Origin of the sequence: Lacibacterium aquatile, assembly GCF_042683105.1 — a bacterium.
Taxonomy (GTDB): Bacteria; Pseudomonadota; Alphaproteobacteria; order Elsterales; family Elsteraceae; genus Lacibacterium; species Lacibacterium aquatile.
This window is the reverse complement of the sequence record NZ_JBHUIP010000012.1, coordinates 141,007-163,913: the sequence shown is the minus strand read 5'-3', so window position 1 is coordinate 163,913 and position 22,907 is coordinate 141,007. Positions and strand designations below refer to the sequence as shown.

The window sequence follows — 22,907 nt, the reverse complement described above, 5'->3', positions numbered from 1 at the left end:
TTGTGCGGTTGCAGCATTTAGGCGTTTGATGCGTGAACGGAAAGCGTAACTCTTATAGAGACGTTTAACCGCTGCATTCTTAAATCGAGGTCTTCCATGAAGAAGCTGCTTCTGGGCACCACCGCCCTGGTTCTCCTGTCCGGCGCTGCTGTTGCCCAGCAGGTCAACACCAAGTCGCCGTTCACCGTGTCGCTGAACGGCTCGATGCGTTATAACTTCGCCTTCTTCGATCAAGACGCCTCGGGCGTAAATCGTGAATCGTCGATCGACAGCCGCATTCTGCTGACGGCCGAAGCCAAGGCAGACAACGGCCTGACCTACGGCTATATGGGTCGCCTGCGTTCGGGTGCCACCGGCATTGCTGCCGGCGCTCTGGGTCTCGACTATTCCTATATCTATGCAAGCGGCACCTGGGGCCAGGTGATGTTGGGCGACCACAGCGGTGCGCTGACCCAGCTTGAAGTGATCGCCCCGACCGTGGGTATCGGCCAGGCCGACCAGATCGGCTTCCTGGATGCTGGCAACGCCAGCCTGTTCTGGGCTTCGGAAGACACCCCCTTCACCCGTACGACCTACATCACCCCGTCGTTCTCGGGCTTCCAGGCCGCTGTCTCCTATGCGCCTGAACAGGATATCAAGCAGACCCGTTCGATTGCTGCCCCCGGCGGCGCCTATCAGGACATTTTCGAAATCGCTGCCTCCTATACCGGAGAATTCGGTGATTTCGGCCTGAAGGTCGGTGCGGGTTACGAGTTTAGCGGTCGCGGCACTGCTGCCAACGACTACCAGCTCTATAACATCGGTATCGTCGGTACCTATGCTGGCTTCTCGCTGGGTGCGAGCTTCTATGACAACGGCGAATATCAGGGTGTCAACACTGACCAGTATGGTTGGGCTGTCGGTCTGACCTATGAAGTCGGCAGCTGGGCCGTTGGTGCAAGCTACAACCGCGTCAAGACCGATCTGGGCGCTGGCGACAGCATCGACCAGATCTTCGGTGTTGGTGGTGCTTATCAGCTGGCTCCGGGTCTCTCGCTGCAGGCCGACGTGATCGGTACCGACGCCGAGACCTCGAACAACGAGGGCTGGGGTGTTGTCATGCGTACCCGTGTGGACTTCTAAGCTTCTTAGAAATTCACCCGCTCGAGGGAAAGGGAGGCTTAACCGCCTCCCTTTTTCTTTTCGGGGTTGCTGGATTGGCGGTTGTGCTGGGGGATAAGCCGCTTTTTACCCTTTCGCCGTCGTCAGTGAATCCAGGCTTCATACTGGGGTGTATGTCTTGATAAGAGGGGCGGAAAACGCAGGATCTGCTTGAGATTTCGGCTGTAAGCCTTTGCAGATCAAGGCAAGTTTGCCGTCAGAAAAAATGTGACATCTCGGCAACAGCGTGGCGGAAAGCGCAATTTGGAGTGTTGACTCGCTTGCAAGCCTAGGGCGGCTTGAGTTTTATGGAGACGGTCCTTGCGGGGCTTTGGCGTCGCTAAGGGTTTTGAGCGGGTACTTATCCTAAAGGGGTACACAATGAAGAAGATTCTCCTGGGCACCACCGCCCTGGTTCTGCTGTCGGGCGCTGCCGCTGCCCAGCAGGTCTCGACCAAGTCGCCGTTCACTGTCTCGCTGAATGGCTCGATGCGTTACAACTTCGCGATTTTCGACCAGGACGCTTCGGGCGTGAACCGTGAGTCGTCGATCGACAGCCGCATTCTGCTGAAGGCCGAAGCGAAGGCCGACAACGGTCTGACCTACGGCTATCGTGCTCGTCTGCGTTCGGGTGCCAACACCGGTGGTAACGCTGGTGCAGTCGGTATCGACCAGTCGGCAATCTACGCTTCGGGTTCGTGGGGCGCGGTCTACCTCGGTGACGACAGCGATGCTCGCACCCAGCTCGAAGTCCTGAACCCGACCGTTGGTATCGGCCAGGCCGACCAGGTTGGCTTCCTGCTCGCCGGTAACAACTCGATGTACTGGTCGACTGAAGGCAACTGGTCGACCAAGGCGACCTACATGACCCCGTCGTTCTCGGGCTTCCAGGCTGGTGTTTCGTACACCCCGGAAAACGACAACGACCAGACCCGTTCGGTTGCTGCTCCGGGCGCCGCTGCAGGCGACTACGCTGATTGGTTCGACATCGGCGCTGGCTACACCGGTTCGTTCGGTGCCGTCGGCCTGAAGGTCGGTGCTGGTATCGGCTTCGGCGCTGTTGACCGTGGCGTCGACACCGACGATGCATGGAACTGGAACCTGGGTGCTCAGGTCTCCTACGCCGGCTTCACCTTCGGTGGTTTCTACTGGGACGACAACAACACCGCTTCGGTTAACACCGGCCGCGGTGGCGATGATCGCACCAGCTGGGGCCTGGGTCTGACCTACGCAACCGGTCCGTGGGGCGTTGGTGCTAGCTTCGTTCGCACCAATGTTGACTACGCTGCCGGTGGCGACGACACCGACCAGGTTATCGGTGTTGGTGGTGCTTACCAGCTCGCTCCGGGCCTGTCGCTGCAGGGTGATATCCTGCACGTCGATGCTCAGAGCAACAACAACGACGGCTGGGGCATCAGCCTCCGCACCCGCGTCGACTTCTAATCGGTTTCCGATCGGAAGAGGGGAGACGGCTGCTTCGGCAGCCGTCTCTTTTTTTTGTCTGCACGACATGATGCTGCCTTCCCCCTTGCGCAGTTGGCCGCCATCGCCTAGCGTCCGGCGCTGAAGCTTTTCGAACGGCAGATGGGTTGATTGTGCGATGAGACTGGCCTTTGTAGTGCTGATGCCTGTGTTTTTGGCTGCCTGCGGAGGCTCAGGGCTGCCGCGTGGCGAGGCCAATTTCCCGCAGTCGCGTGATGATCGGGAACGTCAAACCTACGGTTCGATCCTTGGTGACGAGGGCCTTACACTTTTCGGCGGCCGTGATCGCGCCCGCGCTACTCAAGGCCAAGGTATCGGCGTTAATACCTATCTGTGGCGCGCTTCTCTTGACACCATTGGCTTTATGCCTTTGACCTCAGCAGATCCGTTCGGCGGCGTGATTATTACCGATTGGTATTCTGCCCCGGACTCTCCATCAGAGCGTTTCAAGGTCACGCTCTATGTGCTGGATCAAGACCTGCGGGCAGACGGTATCCGGGCAGCCGTTTTTCGGCAGACCCGAGACGGCGCCGGAAACTGGGCTGATTCGGTAGTGGATCCGAAAACAGGTCCCGATATCGAGAATGCGATTCTGACCCGTGCGCGTCAGATCCGGCTTGATGCGCAATCCAAGAAATAAATAGGCGCCAAAGCCGGTGACGGCATCGGCTGCGTTATGAAGATAAGTGATTAGGCACTGAGTATGGCTCGCTACACGATCAAAGAAACCGAATCGAAATGGCAGAAGCGCTGGGAAGAGAAGCGCTGCTTCGCTGTTGAGGTCGATCCTTCGCGCCCGAAATATTATGTGCTGGAGATGTTCCCCTATCCGTCGGGGCGCCTGCACATGGGCCATGTGCGCAACTATACGATGGGCGACGTCACCACCCGCTTCAAGCGCGCGCGTGGTTTCAACGTGCTGCATCCGATGGGCTGGGATGCCTTCGGTCTGCCGGCCGAAAATGCCGCGATGCAGAACAAGCGCCATCCGGCCGAATGGACCTATGAGAATATCGACTCCATGCGCGGTCAGCTGAAGCAGCTGGGTTATGCGCTGGACTGGAGCCGCGAGATCGCGACCTGCCATCCGGAATATTACCGGCATGAGCAGAAGATGTTCCTGGATTTCCTGAAAAAGGGCCTCGCCTATCGCAAGAAGAGCTGGGTCAATTGGGATCCGGTCGAAAATACCGTGCTGGCGAACGAGCAGGTTGTCGATGGCAAGGGCTGGCGTTCCGGCGTTCCGGTCGAGCGCCGCGAGCTCGAGCAATGGTGCCTGAAGATCACCCATTATGCCGAAGAGCTGCTGGGTGCCTTGGGCGATCTGACCCGCTGGCCGGACCGTGTCCGCCTGATGCAGGAAAATTGGATCGGCAAGAGCCATGGCGCGCGGCTGTTCTTCCAGGTGAAGAATGCCCCGGCGGCACTGGACAGCAGCAAGATCGAGGTCTTCACGACCCGTCCCGATACGCTGTTCGGCGCCTCCTTTGTCGCTGTCGCCGCCAACCATCCCGTGGCCCAGGCCATGGCGAAGACTGAGCCGAACATCGCGGCTTTCATTGAGGAAGCCAATCGCGTCGGTACCTCCGAAGCCGCCCTGGAAACGGCCGAAAAGATCGGTGTCGATACGGGCCTCAAGGTTGCGCATCCCTTCATCGAAGGGGCTGAACTGCCGGTCTATGTCGCGAATTTCGTGCTGATGGAATATGGCACGGGCGCGATCTTCGGCTGCCCGGCCCACGACCAGCGTGATCTGGATTTTGCCAATAAATATAAGCTGCCGGTCCGCCCTGTCGTCCGCCCGAAAGGGGAGGCCGATATCACCATCACCGATACCGCCTTCACCGATGATGGCGAGATCGTCAATTCGGGCTTCCTGAACGGCCTGTCCGTCGCCGACGCCAAGAAGCGCGCGGGCGAGGAACTGGGCAAGCTCGGCATCGGCGAGATGACCACGGTCTGGCGCCTGCGCGACTGGGGCATTTCCCGTCAGCGCTACTGGGGCTGCCCGGTGCCGATCATCCATTGCGGTACTTGCGGTGTGGTGCCGGTTCCCGACGACCAGCTGCCGGTGACCCTGCCCGAGGATGTGACGTTCGATCTGCCGGGTAACCCGCTGGATCGCCATCCGACCTGGAAATACACGACCTGCCCCACCTGCGGCGGCAAGGCGACGCGCGAGACCGATACTTTCGATACTTTCTTCGAAAGCTCCTGGTATTTCGCCCGTTTCGCATCGCCCCGTGCCGCCGAAGCGGTCGATAAGGAAGCGGCCCGTTACTGGCTGCCGGTCGATCAATATATCGGCGGCGTCGAGCATGCGATTCTGCATCTGCTCTATGCGCGCTTCTTCACCCGCGCGATGCATGAGTGCGGCTATCTCGATATCGTCGAGCCGTTCGAAGGCCTCTTCACCCAAGGCATGGTCACCCACGCGACCTATAAGGACGAACAGGGTAACTGGATCCTGCCCGAGGAAGTCCGCGCGGAAGGCGATAGCTTCATCAATGTGAAGACCGGCAGCAAGATCAGCGTCGGCCGCACCGAGAAGATGTCGAAGTCGAAGAAGAACGTCGTCGACCCCTCGGACATCATCGATGGCTATGGCGCCGACGCCGCACGCCTTTTCGTGCTGTCCGACAGCCCGCCGGATCGCGACTTCGAATGGACCAGCGCCGGTATCGACGGCTCCTGGCGCTTCCTGAACCGCATCTGGCGTTTTGGCACCGAACCGACCGACGACAAGCCGTTGGCCGCCAAGGGCACGGCCCGTCCGGCCGATCTGTCCGGCCCGGTTGCCAAGGTCGAGCGCGAAATGCACAAGACCGTCGCGGCGGTCACGGATGCCTACGACCAGTTCCACTTCAATAAGTCGATCGCCCTGATCCGCGAATTCGCCAATGCGCTGGCCGAAATGCCGGGCGTTGAGGCCGATGCCGCCTGGATGCGCCGCGAGGGTCTGGTGACCCTGGTGCGTCTGGTTGCGCCGATCATGCCGCATCTGGGTGAAGAGCTTTGGGAGTTCATGGGCGGTGAGGGTCTGTTGGTCGATCAGCCCTGGCCGGGCTTCGATCCGGCGCTGACGGTGGATGATAGTGTCACGCTGGCCGTGCAGATCAACGGCAAGCTGCGCGACACCATCGACGTCAAGACCGGCCTGACCCAGGCGGAAGCCGAAGCTCTTGTTCTGACTTTGCCAGCTGTCCAGCGGAGCCTTGAAGGGCGTACGCCCAAGAAGGTGATCCTGGTGCCGAACCGGTTGATCAATGTGGTCGGCTAAGCCCCTTGTTGCCCTGGTCGCCGCAGCTTTCCTGGCAAGCTGCGGCCCCGGTGGCTTTCAGCCCTTGCATGGTGACCGCAAGGGGCAGGTTGCCGATACCAGTCTGGCGGCGATCCAGATCACGCCGATTCCCGATCGCACCGGGCAGTTGCTACGGAACTATCTGACCGATCGCTTCGCGGCGGGTTCGGCTGCCGCGCGCTGGCGCCTAGACGTGAAAGTCGTGGAGAGCGGCACATCCGTCGGCCTGCAGCGCGATGCCACAACGACCTATGGCCGACTTGCTCTGACCGCCGATTATACCCTGACGGAGATCCAGAGTGGCCGTCAGCTGGTCAAGGATCAGACCCGGTCGCTGATGGGTTATGTGCTGCTGGAGGGTGGTTTCCCCTCGATCACCGCGCAGAATGACGCGCGCGAGCGGGCGATCCGCGAAGTGGGCGACCAACTGGCAACCCGCCTGATGGCGCGACTGGCTGAAGGGGTTCCAGCCCCGCAGGCTCCCAAGCCGTGAAGCTCCCCAGGGGGGGCAACGCCGCGCAATTGATCGCGGCGCCGAAATCCCCGGTTCGCGTTGTGCTTTTCTTCGGCGAGGATAGCGGGCTGGCACGGGAGCAGGCTAAGGCCTGCGTCGTCGCCGTTGCAGGCGATGCAGGAGATCCGTTCCGCGTCGTGGAGTTTTCTGGTGCGGCGGTGAAGGCTGACCCAGCCCGGCTGGCTGATGAGGCTGCGGCCATCGCCTTCACGGGTGGGCGACGGGCGATCTGGGTCCGCGATGCCGCCGACGGTACGGTTGCCGCCGCTGTTTCAAGCTTCCTAGAAGACCCGGCAGGGGATGGCGTGATCATCCTGGAAGCGGGCGAACTGACCAATAAATCGAAGCTGCGTCTGCTGGCCGAGGATCATGCCTTGGCTCTGGCAGTCCCCTGTTATCACGATAGCGTCCGCGATCTGGACGGAGTTATCCGCGAGACCTTGCGGTCCCACGGCCTGGATGTGGCGCCCGATGCTGTCGAGTATCTGAAGGAACGCATGGGCGGTGACCGTATGGTCAGCCGCGGCGAGCTGGACAAGCTGGCGCTCTATGCCCTTGGCCAGGGCCGGGTCGAACTTGCCGATGCGGAAGCTGCAGTTGGAGATAGTGCCGTGCAGTCAGTGGGCGATCTGGTCGCCGCCGCTGCCGAGGGGCGTACAGGCGATCTCGACAAGGCGCTGTCCAAGGCGCTGTTGGACGGTGAGAGCCCCGTCGGTATCGTCCGGGTGCTGATCCGGCATTTCCAGCGCATCCACCTGGTCGCCAGCTTGGCTACGGCAGGTAAACCGCTGGAAGCTGCCATGAATAGCCTGGTGCCGCGCCCCTTCAAGCGGGATGCGGATGCTTTGGCGCGTCAGGTCCCAAAATGGCCCCCGCACAGGGCAGCGGCGGCACTCAATCGCCTGCTGGAGGTGGAGCGCCAGTGCAAGACCACGGGCTTGCCCGATGAAACGGTCTGCGCGCGCGCCTTGCTGGAGATTTCCGAGAACGCGCGTAGGGGCAGGCGGTAGGAGCCCTTGCCAAAATCCGTCACCCCGCACTTGATGCGGGGGCTCGCCGAAGCGGTAGAGCTTGAGAGGGATCCCGCATCAAGTGCGGGATGACGGATTTCAAAGGGTGGTGGAGCTGTCCGCCAGCAGATCGAAATAGGCCCGGTCGATCAGGCTGTCGGCTGAGATATCCAAACGGCGCAACAGAGCATCCGCCTCGGCGATGCCGGCCTCGACCGGCTCGTCCTCGGCCAAGACGACCTCCAACTCCAGGAAGTTGCCCAGATCCTTCACGGCATCGAGATGGATACGCGTGCGGCCAACCATGTAGAGCGTGCGGCGCTTGATCACCCGGCCGAGGCTGCCATAGGCATGGGTCAAGGCCTCCCGTAGGCTGTCGGGCTCCGGCGTCGTGGAGACGACGTAGAAACTCTCCTTCGGGCCTGCGGTATCGGAACGGCGATAGAATACCAGCTGACCCTCGCCCGATCCCAGGACGCGCAGCTTCAACCGCCCATTGGGGCAGGTGAAGAATGTGTCGTCCTGTTCGATCAGGTCTGGCCCGTCGGTTGCCAGCAGGGCGACCCGCCGCTCCAGGGCAGCGGGATCACCGACGCGGGCCTTGATCTCGACGTTGCGCGCCATTCTACCGTTCGCGGAAGGCTTCGTGTTTCAGCTTCAGCACGGGCTTTGCGAAATAGGCGGCGATGGTGCGGTCGCCGGTATGGATATCCACGGTCGCCTGCATGCCGGGCGAAATCGACAGCTGCACACCGTCGCTGACCAGATAGGACTGGTTGGTTTCCACCACCACCTTGAAGTAGGGCGGGGTGTTCTGGGCGTCCTGGAGGGCGTCGGGGGAGATCTGGATCACCTTGCCGTCGATGGCGCCATAGCGGATGTAGTCATAGGCCGACACCTTGACCCGGGCGGTCTGCCCGACTTCCACCTGACCACGATCGGCGGGCGGCAGCTTGGCTTCAACGATCAGCTTATCGTCGAGCGGCACGATTTCCATGATGACTTCGCCGGGGCGCACAACACCGCCCAAAGTCGCGAACCGCATATTCTTCACCACGCCATCGATGGGGGAGGTGATGAGGGTGCGGGTGCGCTGGCCGGTGGCATCATTCAGCAGTTCCGTCGTGCGGGCGAAATCCAGCTCGACCTTGGACAGCTCTTCCTGGGCGCGGCGGGCGAACTTCGCTTTTTCTTCGCCCAGGCGTGAGCGGATTTCGCTGACGGCCGAGGACGCGCGCGGAACCGAGCTGTCGAGGGTCGCGATTTCACCCGACAGGCGTTCTGCCTGTCCCTGCAGCTGCAGATGTTCGGTGCGGGGGGTGAGGTTGTCGACCAGCAGTTTGCGGCTGATCTCAAGACGTTCGCGGGTGAAGGCCAGATCGGCTGCGCGCGAGCGGCGCTGGGATTCCAGCTCCCGCACCGCCAGTTCACGCTGGCGCAGCTGATCGGAGAGGCCTCCGACGACGCTGTCATATTCACGCCAGCGCGCATCGGCGATCTGCCGTTCGGAGCGCACCAGGTCGGGGCGGCTCTTTTCCAGGGCGGGCGGGATCGTGAAATCGCGCTTCTCGCTGGCTTCGGCCGTCAGGCGCTGCCGGTTGATGTTGAGCGCGTCGATGCGGACCTGAAGCTCGTCCTTGTTCATGGCCGTGGGCGCTAGTTCAAGCTGGAGCAGCGGCGCGTCGAGCTTGACGGTATCGCCTTCCTGCACATTGAGGGCGCGGATGATGCCGCCTTCGAGATGCTGGATCGCCTTGAGGCGGCTTTCCGGCTTCACTTCACCGTTGGCCACCACGACCTCGTCCAGGCGGGCCACCAGCGACCAGCCGATACCACCGGCGATCAGGGCCATCAAAATGAGCGGCAGCCAGCGGATGGTCGAGCGTTTATGGGTATCGAGCAACCCATCAAGAGAGCTGGCGGTCATGCGGGCCTCCCTGCGGCGGTCGGTGCCGCTGCGGGCTGTTGCTGGGGAACGGGCTGCGGGCGGCGGCCCAGCAGCTTGGGCAGAATGTCATTGGGCGGGCCCGCCTGGACCACCTTACCGTGATCCATCAGGGCAATGACCGAGCAGGCGGTGAGCAGCTGGACCGAATGGCTGACGAGGACGATGGTGCGTCCGCCGCTGGCCAGTTCGATCAAGGTGCGCCGCAGGGTTTCCTCGCCCATCGGATCGAGGTTGTTGGAAGGCTCATCCAGCAGCAGCACGGGCGGATCGCGCAGCAAGGCGCGGGCCAGGGACAGGCGCTGACGCAGACCGCCTGCCAGTCGTCCGCCTGCTTCACCGATCTGGGTCGAATAGCCGTCGGGCAGATCGATGACGAAGGAATGCAGACCAGCGCGGGTACAGGCGAGGATCAGGGCCTCGTCGTCGATATCGGGGGCGGCGCGCAGTAGATTGTCGCGGATGGTGCCGGTGAACAGCATCGGGTCCTGCGGGGCATAGCCAACCCAGTCGGCCAGATCCGCGCGCGAGAACTGCGAGACGTCGGCCCCATCCAGCATGACGCGGCCGACATCGGGCTTATAGAGACCCATCAGCAGCTTGAGCAGGGTGGACTTGCCGCTGCCGTTGCGACCGGCAAGGCCGAGCATCGAGCCGGGCTTCATGGTGATATTGACGGTATCGACCGTCGGCTGACCGTCCGGGATATAGCGGAAGGTCAGGTTTTCAGCCTGCAGCAGACCCGAGGGGCGGGGGAACTGCACGGGGCTGGTGATCCGCTCCGGTTCGACCTGGAAGACTTCATCCAGGCGCTTGAGCGAGGCACGGGCGGCGGCCACGGACTTCCAGGCTGGGAACAGCTGCATCAGCGGCCCGTTCACTCGGCCCGCCAGCATATTGGCGGCGATCAGGGCGCCGATGCTCATCTTCTGGTCGAGCACGGCGAGGGCGCCGAAGGCGGTCATGGCCACGGTGGTGATGGTGGTCATGGCCAGGGCGAGGTTACCCGATCCGTCGGTACCCGCGCCGCGGCCCAGGGCCTTTTCCACGAGATTAGCCTGCGCCTCTTCCCACTGGGGTTTGAAGCTGCGGTCCATGGCGAGTGCCTTGAGGGTCGAGCGGCCTGCGACAAATTCGCCGACCAGGGCATCGCGGGACAGACCTGCAGTGCGCTCGGCCTGGGCGGCGCTCTGCAATCGGGCGGCGCTGATCCAGGCGAAGATGGCATAGGCAAAGACCGCAAGGGTGATGACCCAGGCGACGGGCGTCGCAACGATCCAGATCAGGCCGACATAGAGCAGCGCGAAGGGCAGATCGGCCATCAGGGTAATGGGCGGACCGGAGGCGGCATTGCGGATCGTTTCCACGTCGCGGAACAGACCTTGCCAATAGGCGCCGGGGCGCGATTCCAGGATCCGCAGGGGCAGGGCGCTGACCTGATCGAACAGGCCGCGCGCCACCGTGACGTCGATTTCCAGCGAGATGCGCTGTACTAGGCGCGAGCGGAAGGTTCGCAAGGCCCAATCGAACAGCGTCACAACGCCCATGCCCAGTACCAGACCGATCAGGGTGGTCAGGCCGGCAAGGCCGATGACGCGGTCATAGATCTGCAGCGTGAAAACCGGAAGTGCCAGCGCCAGGATATTGATAAACAGAGAGGCAAGCAGCAATTCGCGCCACGCACCGCGTGCGGACGCAAGTAAACTCTGCCGCCAAGAAGTATCGCCCATGATGTATTCGGCCTCGTTTTTCGCCAATATGCGCTATGCTGACCCACAGGCGCGGACCCTAACATAACATGGGTTGGTCACAAGCACCCTCGTGGTGTATGCAAGGGTCCATAGAGTAGAAATTAGAAGAACATCGCGAAGGGGCTATTTCCATGCTGCGGGTCGTCACCGTTTTTGGCGCAACCGGCTTCATCGGCCGACACCTGATCCAACGTCTGGCGAAGACAGGCGCACAAGTCCGAGTTGTAACCCGGGACACCGAAGCCGCCAAGTTTCTGAAGCCGATGGGCAATGTCGGCCAGATCGTTCCCGTTCCCTGCAACCTGGGCGCTGCGACGGCCGAAAGCCTAGCGCCGCTGGTCGATGGTGCGGATGCCGTGGTCAATCTGGTCGGCCTGCTGGCCGAGGGTGGCCATCAGACCTTCAGCGCCCTGCAGGCTGAAGGCCCCGGTAAGATTGCCGCCGCCGCCGCCAAGGCCGGTGTTGCGAAGTTCGTCCAGGTTTCGGCCATCGGTGCCGATGCCGGTTCGGATGCGAAATACGCCGCGACCAAGGCCCAGGGCGAAGCCGCTGTCCGTGAAGCTTTCCCCGCTGCTGTGATTCTGCGTCCGTCCATCGTGTTCGGTCCGGAAGACAAGTTCTTCAATCGGTTCGCGAGCATGGCCCGCACCTTCCCGGTGGTGCCGGTCGTCGGCCCGAAGACCCGCTTCCAGCCGGTCTATGTCGGTGATGTTGCCGATGCCATCATGGCCTGCCTGCGCCGTGCCGACGTTGCCGGCCGCACGTTCGAGCTGGGCGGTCCGCGTAGCTACAGCTTTGCCGAACTGCTGGACATCATCTTTGGCGCCATCGCGGTGAAGAAGCCCGTCATCGCCCTGCCGTTCGGCATCGCAGCTCTCGTCGCGCCTATCATCGGTTTGCTGCCGGGCAAGCTGCTGACCTCGGATCAGGTCAAGCTGCTGAAGCAGGATAATGTCGTCTCGCCCGGTGCCTCGACCCTGGGGGATCTGGGGATCGAGCCGGAGAGCGTGGAGGCCATTGTGCCTTCCTATCTGACCCGCTTCCGTCCCGGTGGCCGCTTCGCCGGTCTGCGCCCCGGAGTCTAATGCGGGGTCTGATCCCCGCGAAAAGCAAGGCAGCTATGCAAGCCGCGTCGGACCTCCGGCGCGGCTTTTTTCTTTTCCTGCTCAGCCTTGGGCCACGCAGTATTCTGCCCAGGGAATCCAGCTTTTAAGGCTTTGATTTCGTTTGCGCTTAGCTGGAAGGTAATATTCGTTCGCAAAACCCATATAGTCTCATATCGGTCCTATTTGCTTCGAAAATTACCCATGTTTCCGAAATGGATATGAAAGTCGCGCGAAAAATAGTCAGCAAAGCGGACCTATTGTGTATTTTTCCCTGGATATCTGCGGATTTCGGGGGTAATCCCTAAAACCCTATAAGAATAAGGGTTCAAAGGGTAAGACGATGGCCGACACCACGAAGACAGCGACCTCCGCCAAAGCCGAAGCTGCCGCCAAAGCGGTTATGCAGCGCTTCGTCGCCGTCGCCAAAGGCATGCCCACCAAGCGCAAGGCCGACGATCGCAACAAGGATTTCGACGAGATCTATGGCGATTTCAGCACGGGCGAAGCCAAGACCCAGGCCAGCCGCTGCTCGCAGTGCGGTGTGCCCTTCTGTCAGGTTCATTGCCCCCTGCACAACAACATCCCCGACTGGCTGAAGCTGACGGCGGAAGGCCGCCTGGAAGACGCTTATGAAGTCAGCCAGGCCACCAACACCTTCCCGGAAGTCTGCGGCCGTATCTGCCCGCAGGACCGGTTGTGTGAAGGCAACTGCGTGATCGAGAAGGGCTTCGAGTCCGTCTCCATCGGCGCGGTCGAGCGCTACATCACGGATACCGCCTGGGAAGAAGGCTGGGTGAAGCCTGCCGCCCCTGTGCGTGAGCGTCCGCAGTCCGTCGGCATCATCGGCGGCGGCCCGGGTGGTCTGGCAGCGGCCGACGCGCTGCGTCGCCGGGGCTATCAGGTCCATGTCTATGACCGTTATGACCGCATGGGCGGCCTGTTGATCTACGGCATTCCCGGCTTCAAGCTGGAAAAGGATGTGGTGGAGCGCCGCACGGCCCTGCTGGCCCAAGGTGGCATCCATCTGCACAACAATTTTGAAGTTGGCCGCGATGCCATGCTTGCGGAACTGCGCGAGAAGCATGATGCCATCCTGATCTCGACCGGTGTCTATAAGGCGCGCGAACTGGAGTTGGCGGGCGACAAGCTCGACGGCATCGTCCCGGCGCTCGACTATCTGACCGCGTCGAACAAGGTTGGCTTGGGTGACAGCGTTCCGGCCTTCAACGAAGGCACGCTTGATGCGAAGGGCAAGGACGTTGTCGTCATCGGCGGCGGCGACACCGCGATGGACTGCGTGCGCACCGCCGTCCGTCAGGGTGCCAAGTCGGTGAAGTGCCTCTATCGCCGCAACCGCGCCAACATGCCGGGCTCGCTGCGCGAAGTGCAGAATGCCGAGGAAGAGGGCGTCGAGTTCGTCTGGCTCGCCGCGCCCGAAGGCTTTGCCGGTGTTGGCAAGGTCAAGGCCGTGCGCGCCAGCCGTATCCATCTGGGTCTGCCCGATGCCTCCGGCCGTCAGCAGCCCTCCAAGATCGACGGCAGCGAGTTTTCGTTGCCTGCCGATCTGGTGATCAAGGCGCTGGGCTTCGATCCGGAAGATACCCCGACCATGTTCGGTGCGCCGGGCCTTGCCGTGACCCGCTGGGGAACCCTGCGCGTCGACCATAAGACCATGATGTCGAACCTCGAAGGTGTCTTTGCGGCGGGCGACATCGTGCGCGGTGCGAGCCTGGTCGTCTGGGCGATCCGCGACGGCCGTGACGCCGCCGACAGCATCCATCGTTACATCCAGGCGAAGGCGGCAGGTGTCGCCGCCGCTGCGGAGTAGGAAGATGCGGTTTCTGGCAAAACTCGCTCTGGCAGCGGGGCTGGCGACATCGCTGGTCACGCCCGCCTCGGCGCGGGTGTTCGACTATGAGTATCGCGGCGACTTCTGCATCAACTTCATCGAGTCGCTGTTTTTAGGCCGGGACGAGCAGATTGCGGAGCTGATCCGCGACAATGCCAAGATCTCCGCCGCGGCGGCTGCCGGTGCCGCGACCCAGGCGCAGGCAACGAGCCGGCAGATCCGTGGCGTCACGGAAGGCGCGCCCGTCCGGAACATCATCCTGGTGCGCGACGGTGAATTCACGCTGCTGAACCAGCGCCATTATCTGGTCGAAGCTGGCAACTCGCTCTATCTCTTCTACTGTTTCGTGCGGAACATGGACGGCAAGACCCATCTGATCCAATACGAAGCGACCGATCATCCCCAGGCTTTCGCCGCCTTCTTCCCGAAGGGGTGGTGAGCGATGAGCTGGCATACTTTCCTGCTGTTCCTGGGCTTGACCTCCGCGACCTCGCTGATGCCCGGTCCCAACGCCATGATGACCATGGCGCAGGGGATCGCCCATGGCTCGCGCGGCGCCTTCTGGACCGTGATGGGTTCCTTTGCGGCGCTCGGGGCGATGATGGTTGCCTCCGCCGTGGGAGCCGGTGCGATCCTGATGGCGTCCGAGCTCGCGTTCGAGATCGTCAAATGGGCCGGTGTTGCTTATTTGGCTTATCTGGGCGTCAAGTCCTGGCGCGCGCCGCCGGTGCGCATCGACACCCAGGCCTCGGAGGATGTGATGAGCATCCGCGCGATGTTCCTGAAGGGCTTCTTCTGCTCGGCCGGGAACCCCAAGGCGTTCCTGTTCTGGGGCGCGCTGTTTCCGCCGTTCCTGAACCCCAACGCCCCTCTGCTGCCGCAGGTCGCGATCCTGGGGGCCGCTGCCTTCGTCGTCGAATTCTTCGTGATGATGGGCTACGGCATGGGCGCCGCCGGTATCGCCCACTACCTCGCCCGTAAAGGCAATACCACGCTGTTCAATAAAATCAGCGGCGGCACCATGATCGGCGCCGCTGCCCTGCTCGCGACCGTGCGGAGGTAGGGGCATGCGTCGTTCTGCACTCATCCCCCTCCTGCTGACCTGTGTGCTGTTGCAATCGGGGGCAGCGGTCGCGCAATCGACTGAAGCCAACCGTCTGGCGGGGGAAATTCTCGACAAAAGCGGCGCGGTGCAACTGGTCCGCAACACCATGATCTCGATGAGCGATCAGATGGGCAAGCTGCTGGTTGCAACCAATCCCGACAAGGGGCCCCTCATCCAGCAACTGATGACCGAGGAAGTCCTGCCCGCTTTCCTGACCCGGCTGCCCGAATTGGTGCCGGAGTTATCCAAGCTCTACGCCTTGACCTACACGGAGGAGGAACTGCGCTTCATGCACGCTTACATCACCTCTCCCATAGGGCAGGCGATTGTCGCCAAACAGCCGAACCTGCAGACGCAACTGCAGCAGGTCGGGCAAGTCTGGGGCCAAAAGGTCGCCATGGAAACCATGCAGACGCTGGCCCCCAAATTCCGCGAACGCGGTCTGAAACTCTAAGAAACGCGCTCGGAAGGACGTAAGAAAATGACCGAGAAATTTATCGCCGACTTCAAGCGCAACGCTGCTCATCTGGCCGAATTCGGCATGTATGATCCGGCCGAGGAACATGATGCCTGCGGCGTCGGCTTTGTCGCTGCTATCGACGGCAAATCGACCCGCGCGGTGGTCGATGCCGCCATTCAGGCCCTGAGCGCGATCTGGCATCGCGGCGCGGTGGATGCCGACGGCAAGACCGGCGACGGCGCGGGTATCCATATTCAAGTGCCGCAGAGCTTCTTTGCCGATCACGTCCGCAACCTTGGCCATCAGGTGAAGGAAGGCGAGAAGCTGGCCGTCGGTCAGATCTTCCTGCCCCGCACCGACCTTGATGCCCAGGAGCGCTGCCGCTGCATCGTCGAGGCCGAGATCCTGAATTTCGGCTATACGATCCACGGCTGGCGTCAGGTGCCGGTGAATGTCGCGGTCTGCGGCGAAAAGGCGAATGCCTCCCGTCCCGAGATCGAACAGATCATCATCGCCAACCCCAAGGGCGTGGCCGAGGCGCAGTTCGAAAACGATCTCTATGTCATCCGCCGCCGCATCGAAAAGCGGGTGGGCGAGGCGCGCATCAACGATTTCTATGTCTGCACGCTGTCCTGCCGCTCGATCATCTATAAGGGCATGTTCCTGGCGGAAGACTGCACGAACTTCTACCCGGATCTGCTGGACGAGCGGTTCGTGTCGAACTTTGCCGTCTATCATCAGCGCTATTCGACCAACACCTTCCCGACCTGGCGTCTGGCCCAGCCGTTCCGCGTGCTGGCCCATAATGGCGAAATCAACACCGTGCGCGGCAACATCAACTGGATGGCCTGCCACGAACCCCGCATGGCGTCGGACGTGTTCGGCGATCTCATTGACGATGTGAAGCCGATCATACAGTCGGGCTCCTCGGACAGCGCGGCGCTGGATGCCGTGTTCGAGCTGCTGATCCGCGCCGGGCGTCCGCTGCCGATGGTGAAGACGCTCTGCGTGCCGGAAGTCTGGAACCCCGACGAAGGCACCATGCCGCAGTCGTGGCGCGACCTTTATTCCTATGCCAACTCGGTCATGGAGCCCTGGGACGGTCCGGCGGCGCTGGCGGCCTATGACGGTCGCTGGGTCATCGGCGGCATGGACCGTAACGGCCTGCGCCCCATGCGCTATGTGCTGACCGGCGACGGGCTGATCATCGCCGGTTCCGAAGCGGGCATGGTCAAGATCGACGAAGCCACCGTGCTGGAAAAGGGCCGCCTGGGTCCGGGCATGATGATCGGTGTCGATCTTCAGCGCGGCAAGCTGCTGCATGATGCCGAGATCAAGGAAGAACTGGCGGCCCGCCGTCCCTATTCCAACTGGGTCAAGAACATCACCCGCATCGACGGCTTCATCAAAGAGAATGCCGCCGCCCCGCAGCGCCTGTCGCGCGACGAGCTGCGCCGCCGCCAGCAGGCGGTGGGCTGGACGATGGAAGACATCGAACTGCTGCTGCATCCCATGGCGGACGAAGGCAAGGAAGCTATCGGCTCGATGGGTGACGATAGCCCGCTCGCGGTGCTGTCCGAACGTTATCGCGGCGTGCATCACTTCTTCCGCCAGAACTTCAGCCAGGTCACGAACCCGCCGATCGATAGCTTGCGTGAGCGCCGGGTCATGACCATCCGCACGCGCCTCGGTAACCTCGGCAACATCCTGGACGAGGATGAGAGCCAGACCAACATGCTGCAGTTGGACAGCCCTGTGCTGACGACGGCGGAATTTGCCGCCATGCGCGCCTATATGGGCGACACCGTGGCCGTCATCGATGCGACCTTTGATCCGAAGGGCGGCGAGACCGCCATGCGCGACGGGCTGAAGCGCGTTCAGCGCGAGTCCGAAGACGCCGTGCGCGCCGGTTGCACCCATCTGATCCTGACCGACGAGGCGATGGGCGAAAGCCGTGCACCGCTGCCGATGATCCTGGCTGCCGGTGGCGCCCATAGCCATCTGGTCCGTCAGAACCTGCGCACCTTCACCTCGCTCAATGTCCGGTCGGCCGAATGCCTCGACGTGCATTACTTCGCGGTGCTGATCGGCGCGGGCACGACCACGGTCAATGCCTATCTGGCCGAAGAAGCCATCGTGGACCGCCATGCCCGTGGGTTGTTCCAGGGGCTGTCGATCGAGGATTGCCTGAAGCGCTATAAGAAGGCCATCGACGATGGTCTGCTGAAGATCCTGTCGAAGATGGGCATCTCGGTGCTCTCCTCCTATCGCGGTGGCTATAACTTCGAAGCCATCGGCCTGTCGCGCACCTTGGTTGCCGAATTCTTCCCTGGCATGACCAGCCGTATCTCCGGCATCGGTCTGACCGGTCTGCAGCTCAAGGTGCTGGGTCTGCATGCCAAGGCTTTTGCCGAGGAAACGACCCCGCTGCCGGTCGGTGGCTTCTATCGCTATCGCCGCCAGGGTGAAACCCATGCCTGGGGCGCCGATCTGATCCATCTGCTGCAGTCGGCCGTCTCGACCGACAGCTATTTCACCTACAAGAAATACTCGGACTCGGTGCGCAAGCTGCCGCCGGTGGCCCTGCGCGATCTCCTCGACTTCAAGCCGGGTCGCACGGCGATCCCGCTGGAAGAGGTGGAATCGATCACCAAGATCCGCCAGCGCTTCGTGACGCCGGGCATGTCGCTGGGCGCGCTCAGCCCCGAAGCCCATCGCACGCTGGGCATCGCCATGAACCGCATCGGCGCCAAGTCCGATAGCGGCGAGGGTGGCGAAGACTCGATCTACTTCAAGCCGCTGGCCAATGGCGATAATGCCAATAGCGCGATCAAGCAGGTTGCCTCGGGCCGCTTCGGCGTCACGGCAGACTACCTCGTCAATTGCCGCGAGCTGGAAATCAAGGTCGCCCAGGGTGCCAAGCCCGGCGAGGGCGGGCAGTTGCCCGGCTTCAAGGTGACCGAGATGATCGCCCGCCTGCGCCATTCGACGCCGGGCGTCATGCTGATCTCGCCGCCGCCGCATCACGACATTTATTCGATCGAGGATCTGGCGCAGCTCATCTATGACCTCAAGCAGATCAACCCGGAATGTAAGGTCTGCGTGAAGCTGGTCGCTCGTTCCGGTATCGGAACGATTGCGGCGGGCGTCGCCAAGGCCAAGGCGGATACCATCCTGGTGTCGGGCCATGTGGGCGGCACGGGTGCTTCGCCCCAGACCTCGATCAAGTTTGCGGGCATCCCCTGGGAAATGGGCTTGTCCGAGACTCATCAGGTGCTGGTGCTGAACCGCCTGCGTCACCGGGTGCGCCTGCGCACCGACGGCGGCCTCAAGACCGGCCGCGATATCGTGATCGCCGCCATGCTGGGCGCCGAGGAATATGGTGTGGGCACGGCGGCCCTGGTCGCCATGGGCTGCATCATGGTCCGCCAGTGCCAGAGCAACACCTGCCCGGTGGGCGTCTGCGTCCAGGACGAAAAGCTGCGTGAGAAATACGAAGGCAGCCCGGAAAAGGTCGTGAACCTCTTCAGCTTCATCGCCGAAGAAGTGCGCGAGATCCTGGCCAGCCTCGGCTGCCGTTCCATGGAAGAAGTCATCGGCCGCAGCGATCTGCTGCATCAGGTGACCCGTGGCGGCCATGCGCTCGACGATCTCGATCTGAACCCGCTGCTGGCCCAGGCCGATCCGGGCGACGATCCGCGCTTCTGCACGCTGGAAGGCCGCAACGAGGTTCCCGACACGCTGGATGCCCAGATGGTCAAGGACGCGACGCCGGTGTTCAACGGCGGCGAGAAGATGCAGCTGACCTACAATATCCGGAACACCTATCGCGCCATCGGCACGCGCATGTCCTATCACCTGACCAAGAAGTTCGGGATGACGGGTCTGGCGCCGGGCCATGTGACGGTGCGTCTGCGTGGGTCGGGCGGGCAGTCGCTGGGTGCCTTCGGTGTCCAGGGGCTGAAGCTGGAAGTGGTCGGCGATGCCAACGACTATGTGGGCAAGGGGCTTTCGGGCGGCATGATCACCGTGCGTCCCATGACCTCTAGCCCGCTGGTCACCAACCGCAACACCATCATCGGCAACACGGTCCTCTATGGGGCGACGGCGGGCAAGCTGTTCGCGGCGGGCCAGGCGGGCGAGCGTTTCGCCGTCCGCAACTCCGGCGCCACGGCGGTGGTCGAGGGCTGCGGCTCCAACGGCTGCGAATATATGACCGGCGGTACCGCCGTTATCCTGGGCGCGGTTGGCGACAACTTCGGCGCGGGCATGAGCGGCGGCATGGCCTTCATCTATGACGAGCAGGAGAATTTCACCCAGCGCGTCAATCCCGAAAGCGTCCACCATCACCGGATCGAGACGGCCTATTGGGAAGGCATCCTCAAGTCGCTGATCGAGGAGCATGTCCTGGAAACCCAGTCCAAATGGGCGATGAGCCTGCTGGCCGACTGGGACCGCGAGAAGATGAAGTTCTGGCAGGTGGTGCCGCGCGAAATGATCTCGCGCCTTGCCAACCCCACCCAGGTTTCGGCGGCCGCCGCCGAATAGCGATAACCCCAAGAAGAAAAGCTCCCAAAGACCTACCCCCGCCCAATTGGCGGGGGTTTTCTTTTGTGCGATCCTGACGCTGTTTTCTGGGGGAAGGCCTTGATGCCACAGCATTTTCTGTTGAACAGGCGCGCAAAGAAGATTGCGGCAATCGCCTATCTGCTGCTCGGCGCTTTTGGCCTGTTCGAGCTTTTCCGACCCAGGTTATTCGGCTGCCCGGATGGCTCGACCTGCGAGACGGTCCATGCCGATTTCATCCTGCTGGTCGCCGGGGCGGGCCTCCTGGTGCTGGGGATATCCGTTGCTCTACGCCGCCCACGGCTGACGATAACCGCCACGTCGCTGAGCGTGACGGGAAAACGTAGTTGGCAGGCAGATTGGTCTGAGATCGAGTCGATTGATCTTACCGGCTGGAATTTCACCGGACAGGTCGCGGGGGTGCCGGTCACGCTGAAAAGCGGCAAACTCCTGATCATCCCGTCTTTTGGTAGGTTGCCGAAGGACATCGAGAGCGCCGTGCAACAGGCGTGGGATGCTCACCAACCATGACCTGATCGCCGCTCAGGACGATTGGCGGGTCTTTCCTTTTGTGCAATCCTGAGTTGATCATGATTGCTTGGGGATATGGATGAAGGTCGATCTGCCCGTGCCGGTTTGGATGACGCAGGGACAGGTTTTTCCGGCCAATCGGAAACTTCAGAGGTTGCTGGTGCTAGGCAGCTTTCTGGGGCTCGGCTTTTGCCTCTATGAGATCGGTGCCACAAATTTTTTCAGCTGCAGTTCGATGTCCTTCGGTCACTGCCGGTTGGGTGGCACCGCGAGGGTTGGCGGGATCTATTTTGGGCTCTGCCTGCTGTTCGGCTTTCTGATCCTGAAATTCAGCCTCGATCTCATGCGTCGTCGCCCACGCGTGGTGGTGGGAGAGAAGGGCATTCTGGTCGAAGGTTCGCTCAATCAGGGTTTCTTTAGCTGGGCAGATATCACGAGCGTCGACAATGCGGGTGTCGTCACCAAGCAGGGCGATGGCGTGGGGTTTTCGTCCCTGCTGGCCGATCAGGCCGGTGCGGGGCTGGCCGCGAGCCAAGCTTGGAGGGCGGCAGTGCCGCCGATATGAAGCGCAAGGTTTATCAGAACTGGACCTATGCCCTGGCTGGCGCAGGTTTTGCCGCCTTTCAGCTCTGGCAACGGCAGCAATTGCTCCTGAAAGCGGAATACTCCTGCGATCCGAGCCTTGCCAATGGATTTATTCCGAAGCTGTGCAAGGAAGCTGCGACCGGACTATATGGCCCGGTTGTGGTGGCCTGTCTGATCCTCGGGGGCGTCATCCTCTCGCTGGTCCTGAGGTTTCCGAGGCTGGTGTTGGATGAACGGGGAGGAGAGATCATCCCCCACCCCTTCAAAAGGCAGAATTTTGCCTGGGAAGAGGTGCGCGCAATCGAGCCAAGAAAGCCGGTGTCTGGCTGGTTCTATTGGTTTAGCGGCACCGACAAACTGCTATTACGCGATGGACGAACCCTCGACCTGGGCGGGCCGTTTTTCTACGGCTCCTTCTCCATGGTTGACAAGATCCGGCGTGCATTGAGTGAAGCGGCGCCAAAAGGGGATTATAAAATCCAGACGCAGAACTTTCTGCTGAGTAAATGGGAACTGATCATTCTCCTGGCTCTGTCCGCGAGTCACGGCTTGTTCGCGCTACACGCGATATACAAATCGGATATTGGGGATTGCCTGTATCTTGAAGGCTTTGGGGCGACGGCGTTCAAATGTTTATCGCCCTCCTCCCTTCTCCTGATATCCGCGACCGTCTGCATATATTTCGCGATGCGGCACATTCTGCGATGCGATCCAGGGCTGACAATTTCTTCAGATCACCTGGTTCTGCGGACCAGACGCGTGAATTGTCGGATTCCATGGCGGGAAATCGGGGCGATGGACCTGACCGATTGGGAGTTTACCTGGTTCGAAGTGGGCATACCGATCCATCTGCGGAATGGTGAAACCCTTCATATCCCGTCCTGGGGTCGGCTGCCTAAGCGGCTGGAAGCCGCGTTGCTGGAAGCACGGGAGGTTTCCAAACTCCAGGCTCGTGATGGCTGATAAACAGGCTGTGATCACAATGCCTCTCCAGTTCGCCCCCCGTCGACGTGGGCAGTTGGTCCTGCTGATGCTCCTGCTAGTGGCCTTTTGCTATCTATTCTTTTTGATCATCGACACCCGGCTTTTGACCTATCCTCCCAGTGGGCATCTCGATTGGTGTCTGCCACGGCATCGAAAGGATCCGCGTTTCTTTTATATGCTGGGGGGTCTGGCATTTCTGATGGTCGGCGTGATCGCGGTTGCGGTCTCGGTCGCTCGCCGACGCCCCTCAGTGGTCGTCTCACAAGATGGAGTGACGATTCTGACCAATTTCCGGGATCTGCGGATTGCCTGGCGGGACGTAAAGCGTTTGGAGATGCCAGACCTGCCCCGGCCCGCCCATCTCCATCTGACCGATGGCTCGGCGCATGCCTTACCTTGGGTAAACGCACCGGCTGAAGTCCTGGCTGACGCCATAGCGGCGGGGCTCGCGGCCTATCGGACGGCGGACGGAGAAAAAGCATGAATCGGATCGAGCCGCGGACCTTCGCTCCGCCCTTCTGGCGTCAGGTTTTTGGGGCTGCGGCGCTGTTGGTTGTCCTTATCCTGATCTGGGATCA

The 22,907-nt window shown here is 61.8% G+C and carries 19 protein-coding genes; 16 read left to right on the top strand and 3 right to left on the bottom strand.

Annotation, left to right across the window (positions count from 1 at the left end; translation table 11 throughout):
- Positions 1 to 96: 96 nt before the first annotated feature.
- The 6 genes from ACFSM5_RS12280 (at position 97) to holA (ending at position 7,447) form a co-directional block, all read left to right on the top strand.
- A complete protein-coding gene (locus ACFSM5_RS12280) occupies positions 97 to 1,122 on the top strand; it encodes a porin (protein ID WP_379876694.1) in 1,026 nt (341 codons plus the stop codon).
- A 399-nt stretch (positions 1,123 to 1,521) separates the two neighbouring features.
- Complete coding sequence (locus ACFSM5_RS12275) at positions 1,522 to 2,583, top strand: porin (protein WP_379876693.1); 1,062 nt, start codon at positions 1,522 to 1,524, stop codon at positions 2,581 to 2,583.
- Positions 2,584 to 2,740: 157 nt separating this feature from the next.
- Positions 2,741 to 3,262, top strand: a complete 522-nt coding sequence (locus ACFSM5_RS12270) for a DUF3576 domain-containing protein (RefSeq protein ID WP_379876692.1) — start codon at positions 2,741 to 2,743, stop codon at positions 3,260 to 3,262.
- Between the two features lie 63 nt (positions 3,263 to 3,325).
- Positions 3,326 to 5,902: a leucine--tRNA ligase gene (leuS, locus tag ACFSM5_RS12265; protein ID WP_379876691.1), complete on the top strand. Its 2,577-nt coding sequence runs from the start codon at positions 3,326 to 3,328 to the stop codon at positions 5,900 to 5,902.
- Entirely contained in the window at positions 5,889 to 6,416 is a 528-nt protein-coding gene (gene lptE, locus ACFSM5_RS12260; protein WP_379876690.1) for an LPS assembly lipoprotein LptE, read from the top strand. Before leuS ends, lptE begins: the two co-directional genes overlap by 14 nt.
- Positions 6,413 to 7,447, top strand: coding sequence for a DNA polymerase III subunit delta (holA, locus tag ACFSM5_RS12255; RefSeq protein WP_379876689.1), 1,035 nt, complete (start codon positions 6,413 to 6,415; stop codon positions 7,445 to 7,447). Before lptE ends, holA begins: the two co-directional genes overlap by 4 nt.
- Positions 7,448 to 7,546: 99 nt before the next feature.
- Here the strand turns inward: holA and ACFSM5_RS12250 are convergent, their stop codons facing one another.
- From ACFSM5_RS12250 to ACFSM5_RS12240, 3 genes are read right to left on the bottom strand one after another with little or no spacing between them, the layout of a single operon-like run.
- Entirely contained in the window at positions 7,547 to 8,071 is a 525-nt protein-coding gene (locus ACFSM5_RS12250) for a class IV adenylate cyclase (RefSeq protein WP_379876688.1), read from the bottom strand.
- Position 8,072: 1 nt separating this feature from the next.
- Positions 8,073 to 9,374, bottom strand: coding sequence for an HlyD family type I secretion periplasmic adaptor subunit (locus tag ACFSM5_RS12245; protein ID WP_379876687.1), 1,302 nt, complete (start codon positions 9,372 to 9,374; stop codon positions 8,073 to 8,075).
- Entirely contained in the window at positions 9,371 to 11,122 is a 1,752-nt protein-coding gene (locus ACFSM5_RS12240) for a peptidase domain-containing ABC transporter (RefSeq protein WP_379876686.1), read from the bottom strand. The genes ACFSM5_RS12245 and ACFSM5_RS12240 overlap by 4 nt, the downstream gene beginning before the upstream one ends.
- Before the next feature lie 152 nt (positions 11,123 to 11,274).
- On the opposite strand from ACFSM5_RS12240, the gene ACFSM5_RS12235 reads away from it, so the two are divergent.
- The 10 genes from ACFSM5_RS12235 to ACFSM5_RS12190 all read left to right on the top strand — a co-directional run bounded on the left by ACFSM5_RS12235 (position 11,275) and on the right by ACFSM5_RS12190 (position 22,813).
- Positions 11,275 to 12,228, top strand: a complete 954-nt coding sequence (locus ACFSM5_RS12235; protein WP_379876685.1) for a complex I NDUFA9 subunit family protein — start codon at positions 11,275 to 11,277, stop codon at positions 12,226 to 12,228.
- 361 nt (positions 12,229 to 12,589) lie between these two features.
- Positions 12,590 to 14,077, top strand: coding sequence for an NAD(P)-dependent oxidoreductase (locus tag ACFSM5_RS12230; protein ID WP_379876684.1), 1,488 nt, complete (start codon positions 12,590 to 12,592; stop codon positions 14,075 to 14,077).
- A 4-nt stretch (positions 14,078 to 14,081) separates the two neighbouring features.
- A complete protein-coding gene (locus tag ACFSM5_RS12225; protein WP_379876683.1) occupies positions 14,082 to 14,537 on the top strand; it encodes a hypothetical protein in 456 nt (151 codons plus the stop codon).
- Between the two features lie 3 nt (positions 14,538 to 14,540).
- A complete protein-coding gene (locus tag ACFSM5_RS12220; protein ID WP_379876682.1) occupies positions 14,541 to 15,161 on the top strand; it encodes a LysE family translocator in 621 nt (206 codons plus the stop codon).
- Between the two features lie 4 nt (positions 15,162 to 15,165).
- Positions 15,166 to 15,657 (top strand): DUF2059 domain-containing protein, encoded by a 492-nt coding sequence (locus ACFSM5_RS12215; RefSeq protein WP_379876681.1) that lies wholly within the window; start codon positions 15,166 to 15,168, stop codon positions 15,655 to 15,657.
- Between the two features lie 27 nt (positions 15,658 to 15,684).
- The gene (gene gltB / locus ACFSM5_RS12210; RefSeq protein WP_379876680.1) at positions 15,685 to 20,211 is read left to right on the top strand and encodes a glutamate synthase large subunit; all 4,527 of its coding nucleotides are present in this window, start codon (positions 15,685 to 15,687) and stop codon (positions 20,209 to 20,211) included.
- 99 nt (positions 20,212 to 20,310) lie between these two features.
- Positions 20,311 to 20,760, top strand: coding sequence for a hypothetical protein (locus ACFSM5_RS12205; protein ID WP_379876679.1), 450 nt, complete (start codon positions 20,311 to 20,313; stop codon positions 20,758 to 20,760).
- Positions 20,761 to 20,839: 79 nt separating this feature from the next.
- Entirely contained in the window at positions 20,840 to 21,325 is a 486-nt protein-coding gene (locus ACFSM5_RS12200) for a hypothetical protein (protein ID WP_379876678.1), read from the top strand.
- A complete protein-coding gene (locus ACFSM5_RS12195; RefSeq protein WP_379876677.1) occupies positions 21,322 to 22,308 on the top strand; it encodes a hypothetical protein in 987 nt (328 codons plus the stop codon). Before ACFSM5_RS12200 ends, ACFSM5_RS12195 begins: the two co-directional genes overlap by 4 nt.
- Positions 22,301 to 22,813, top strand: coding sequence for a PH domain-containing protein (locus ACFSM5_RS12190; RefSeq protein WP_379876676.1), 513 nt, complete (start codon positions 22,301 to 22,303; stop codon positions 22,811 to 22,813). Before ACFSM5_RS12195 ends, ACFSM5_RS12190 begins: the two co-directional genes overlap by 8 nt.
- Positions 22,814 to 22,907 lie beyond the last annotated feature (94 nt).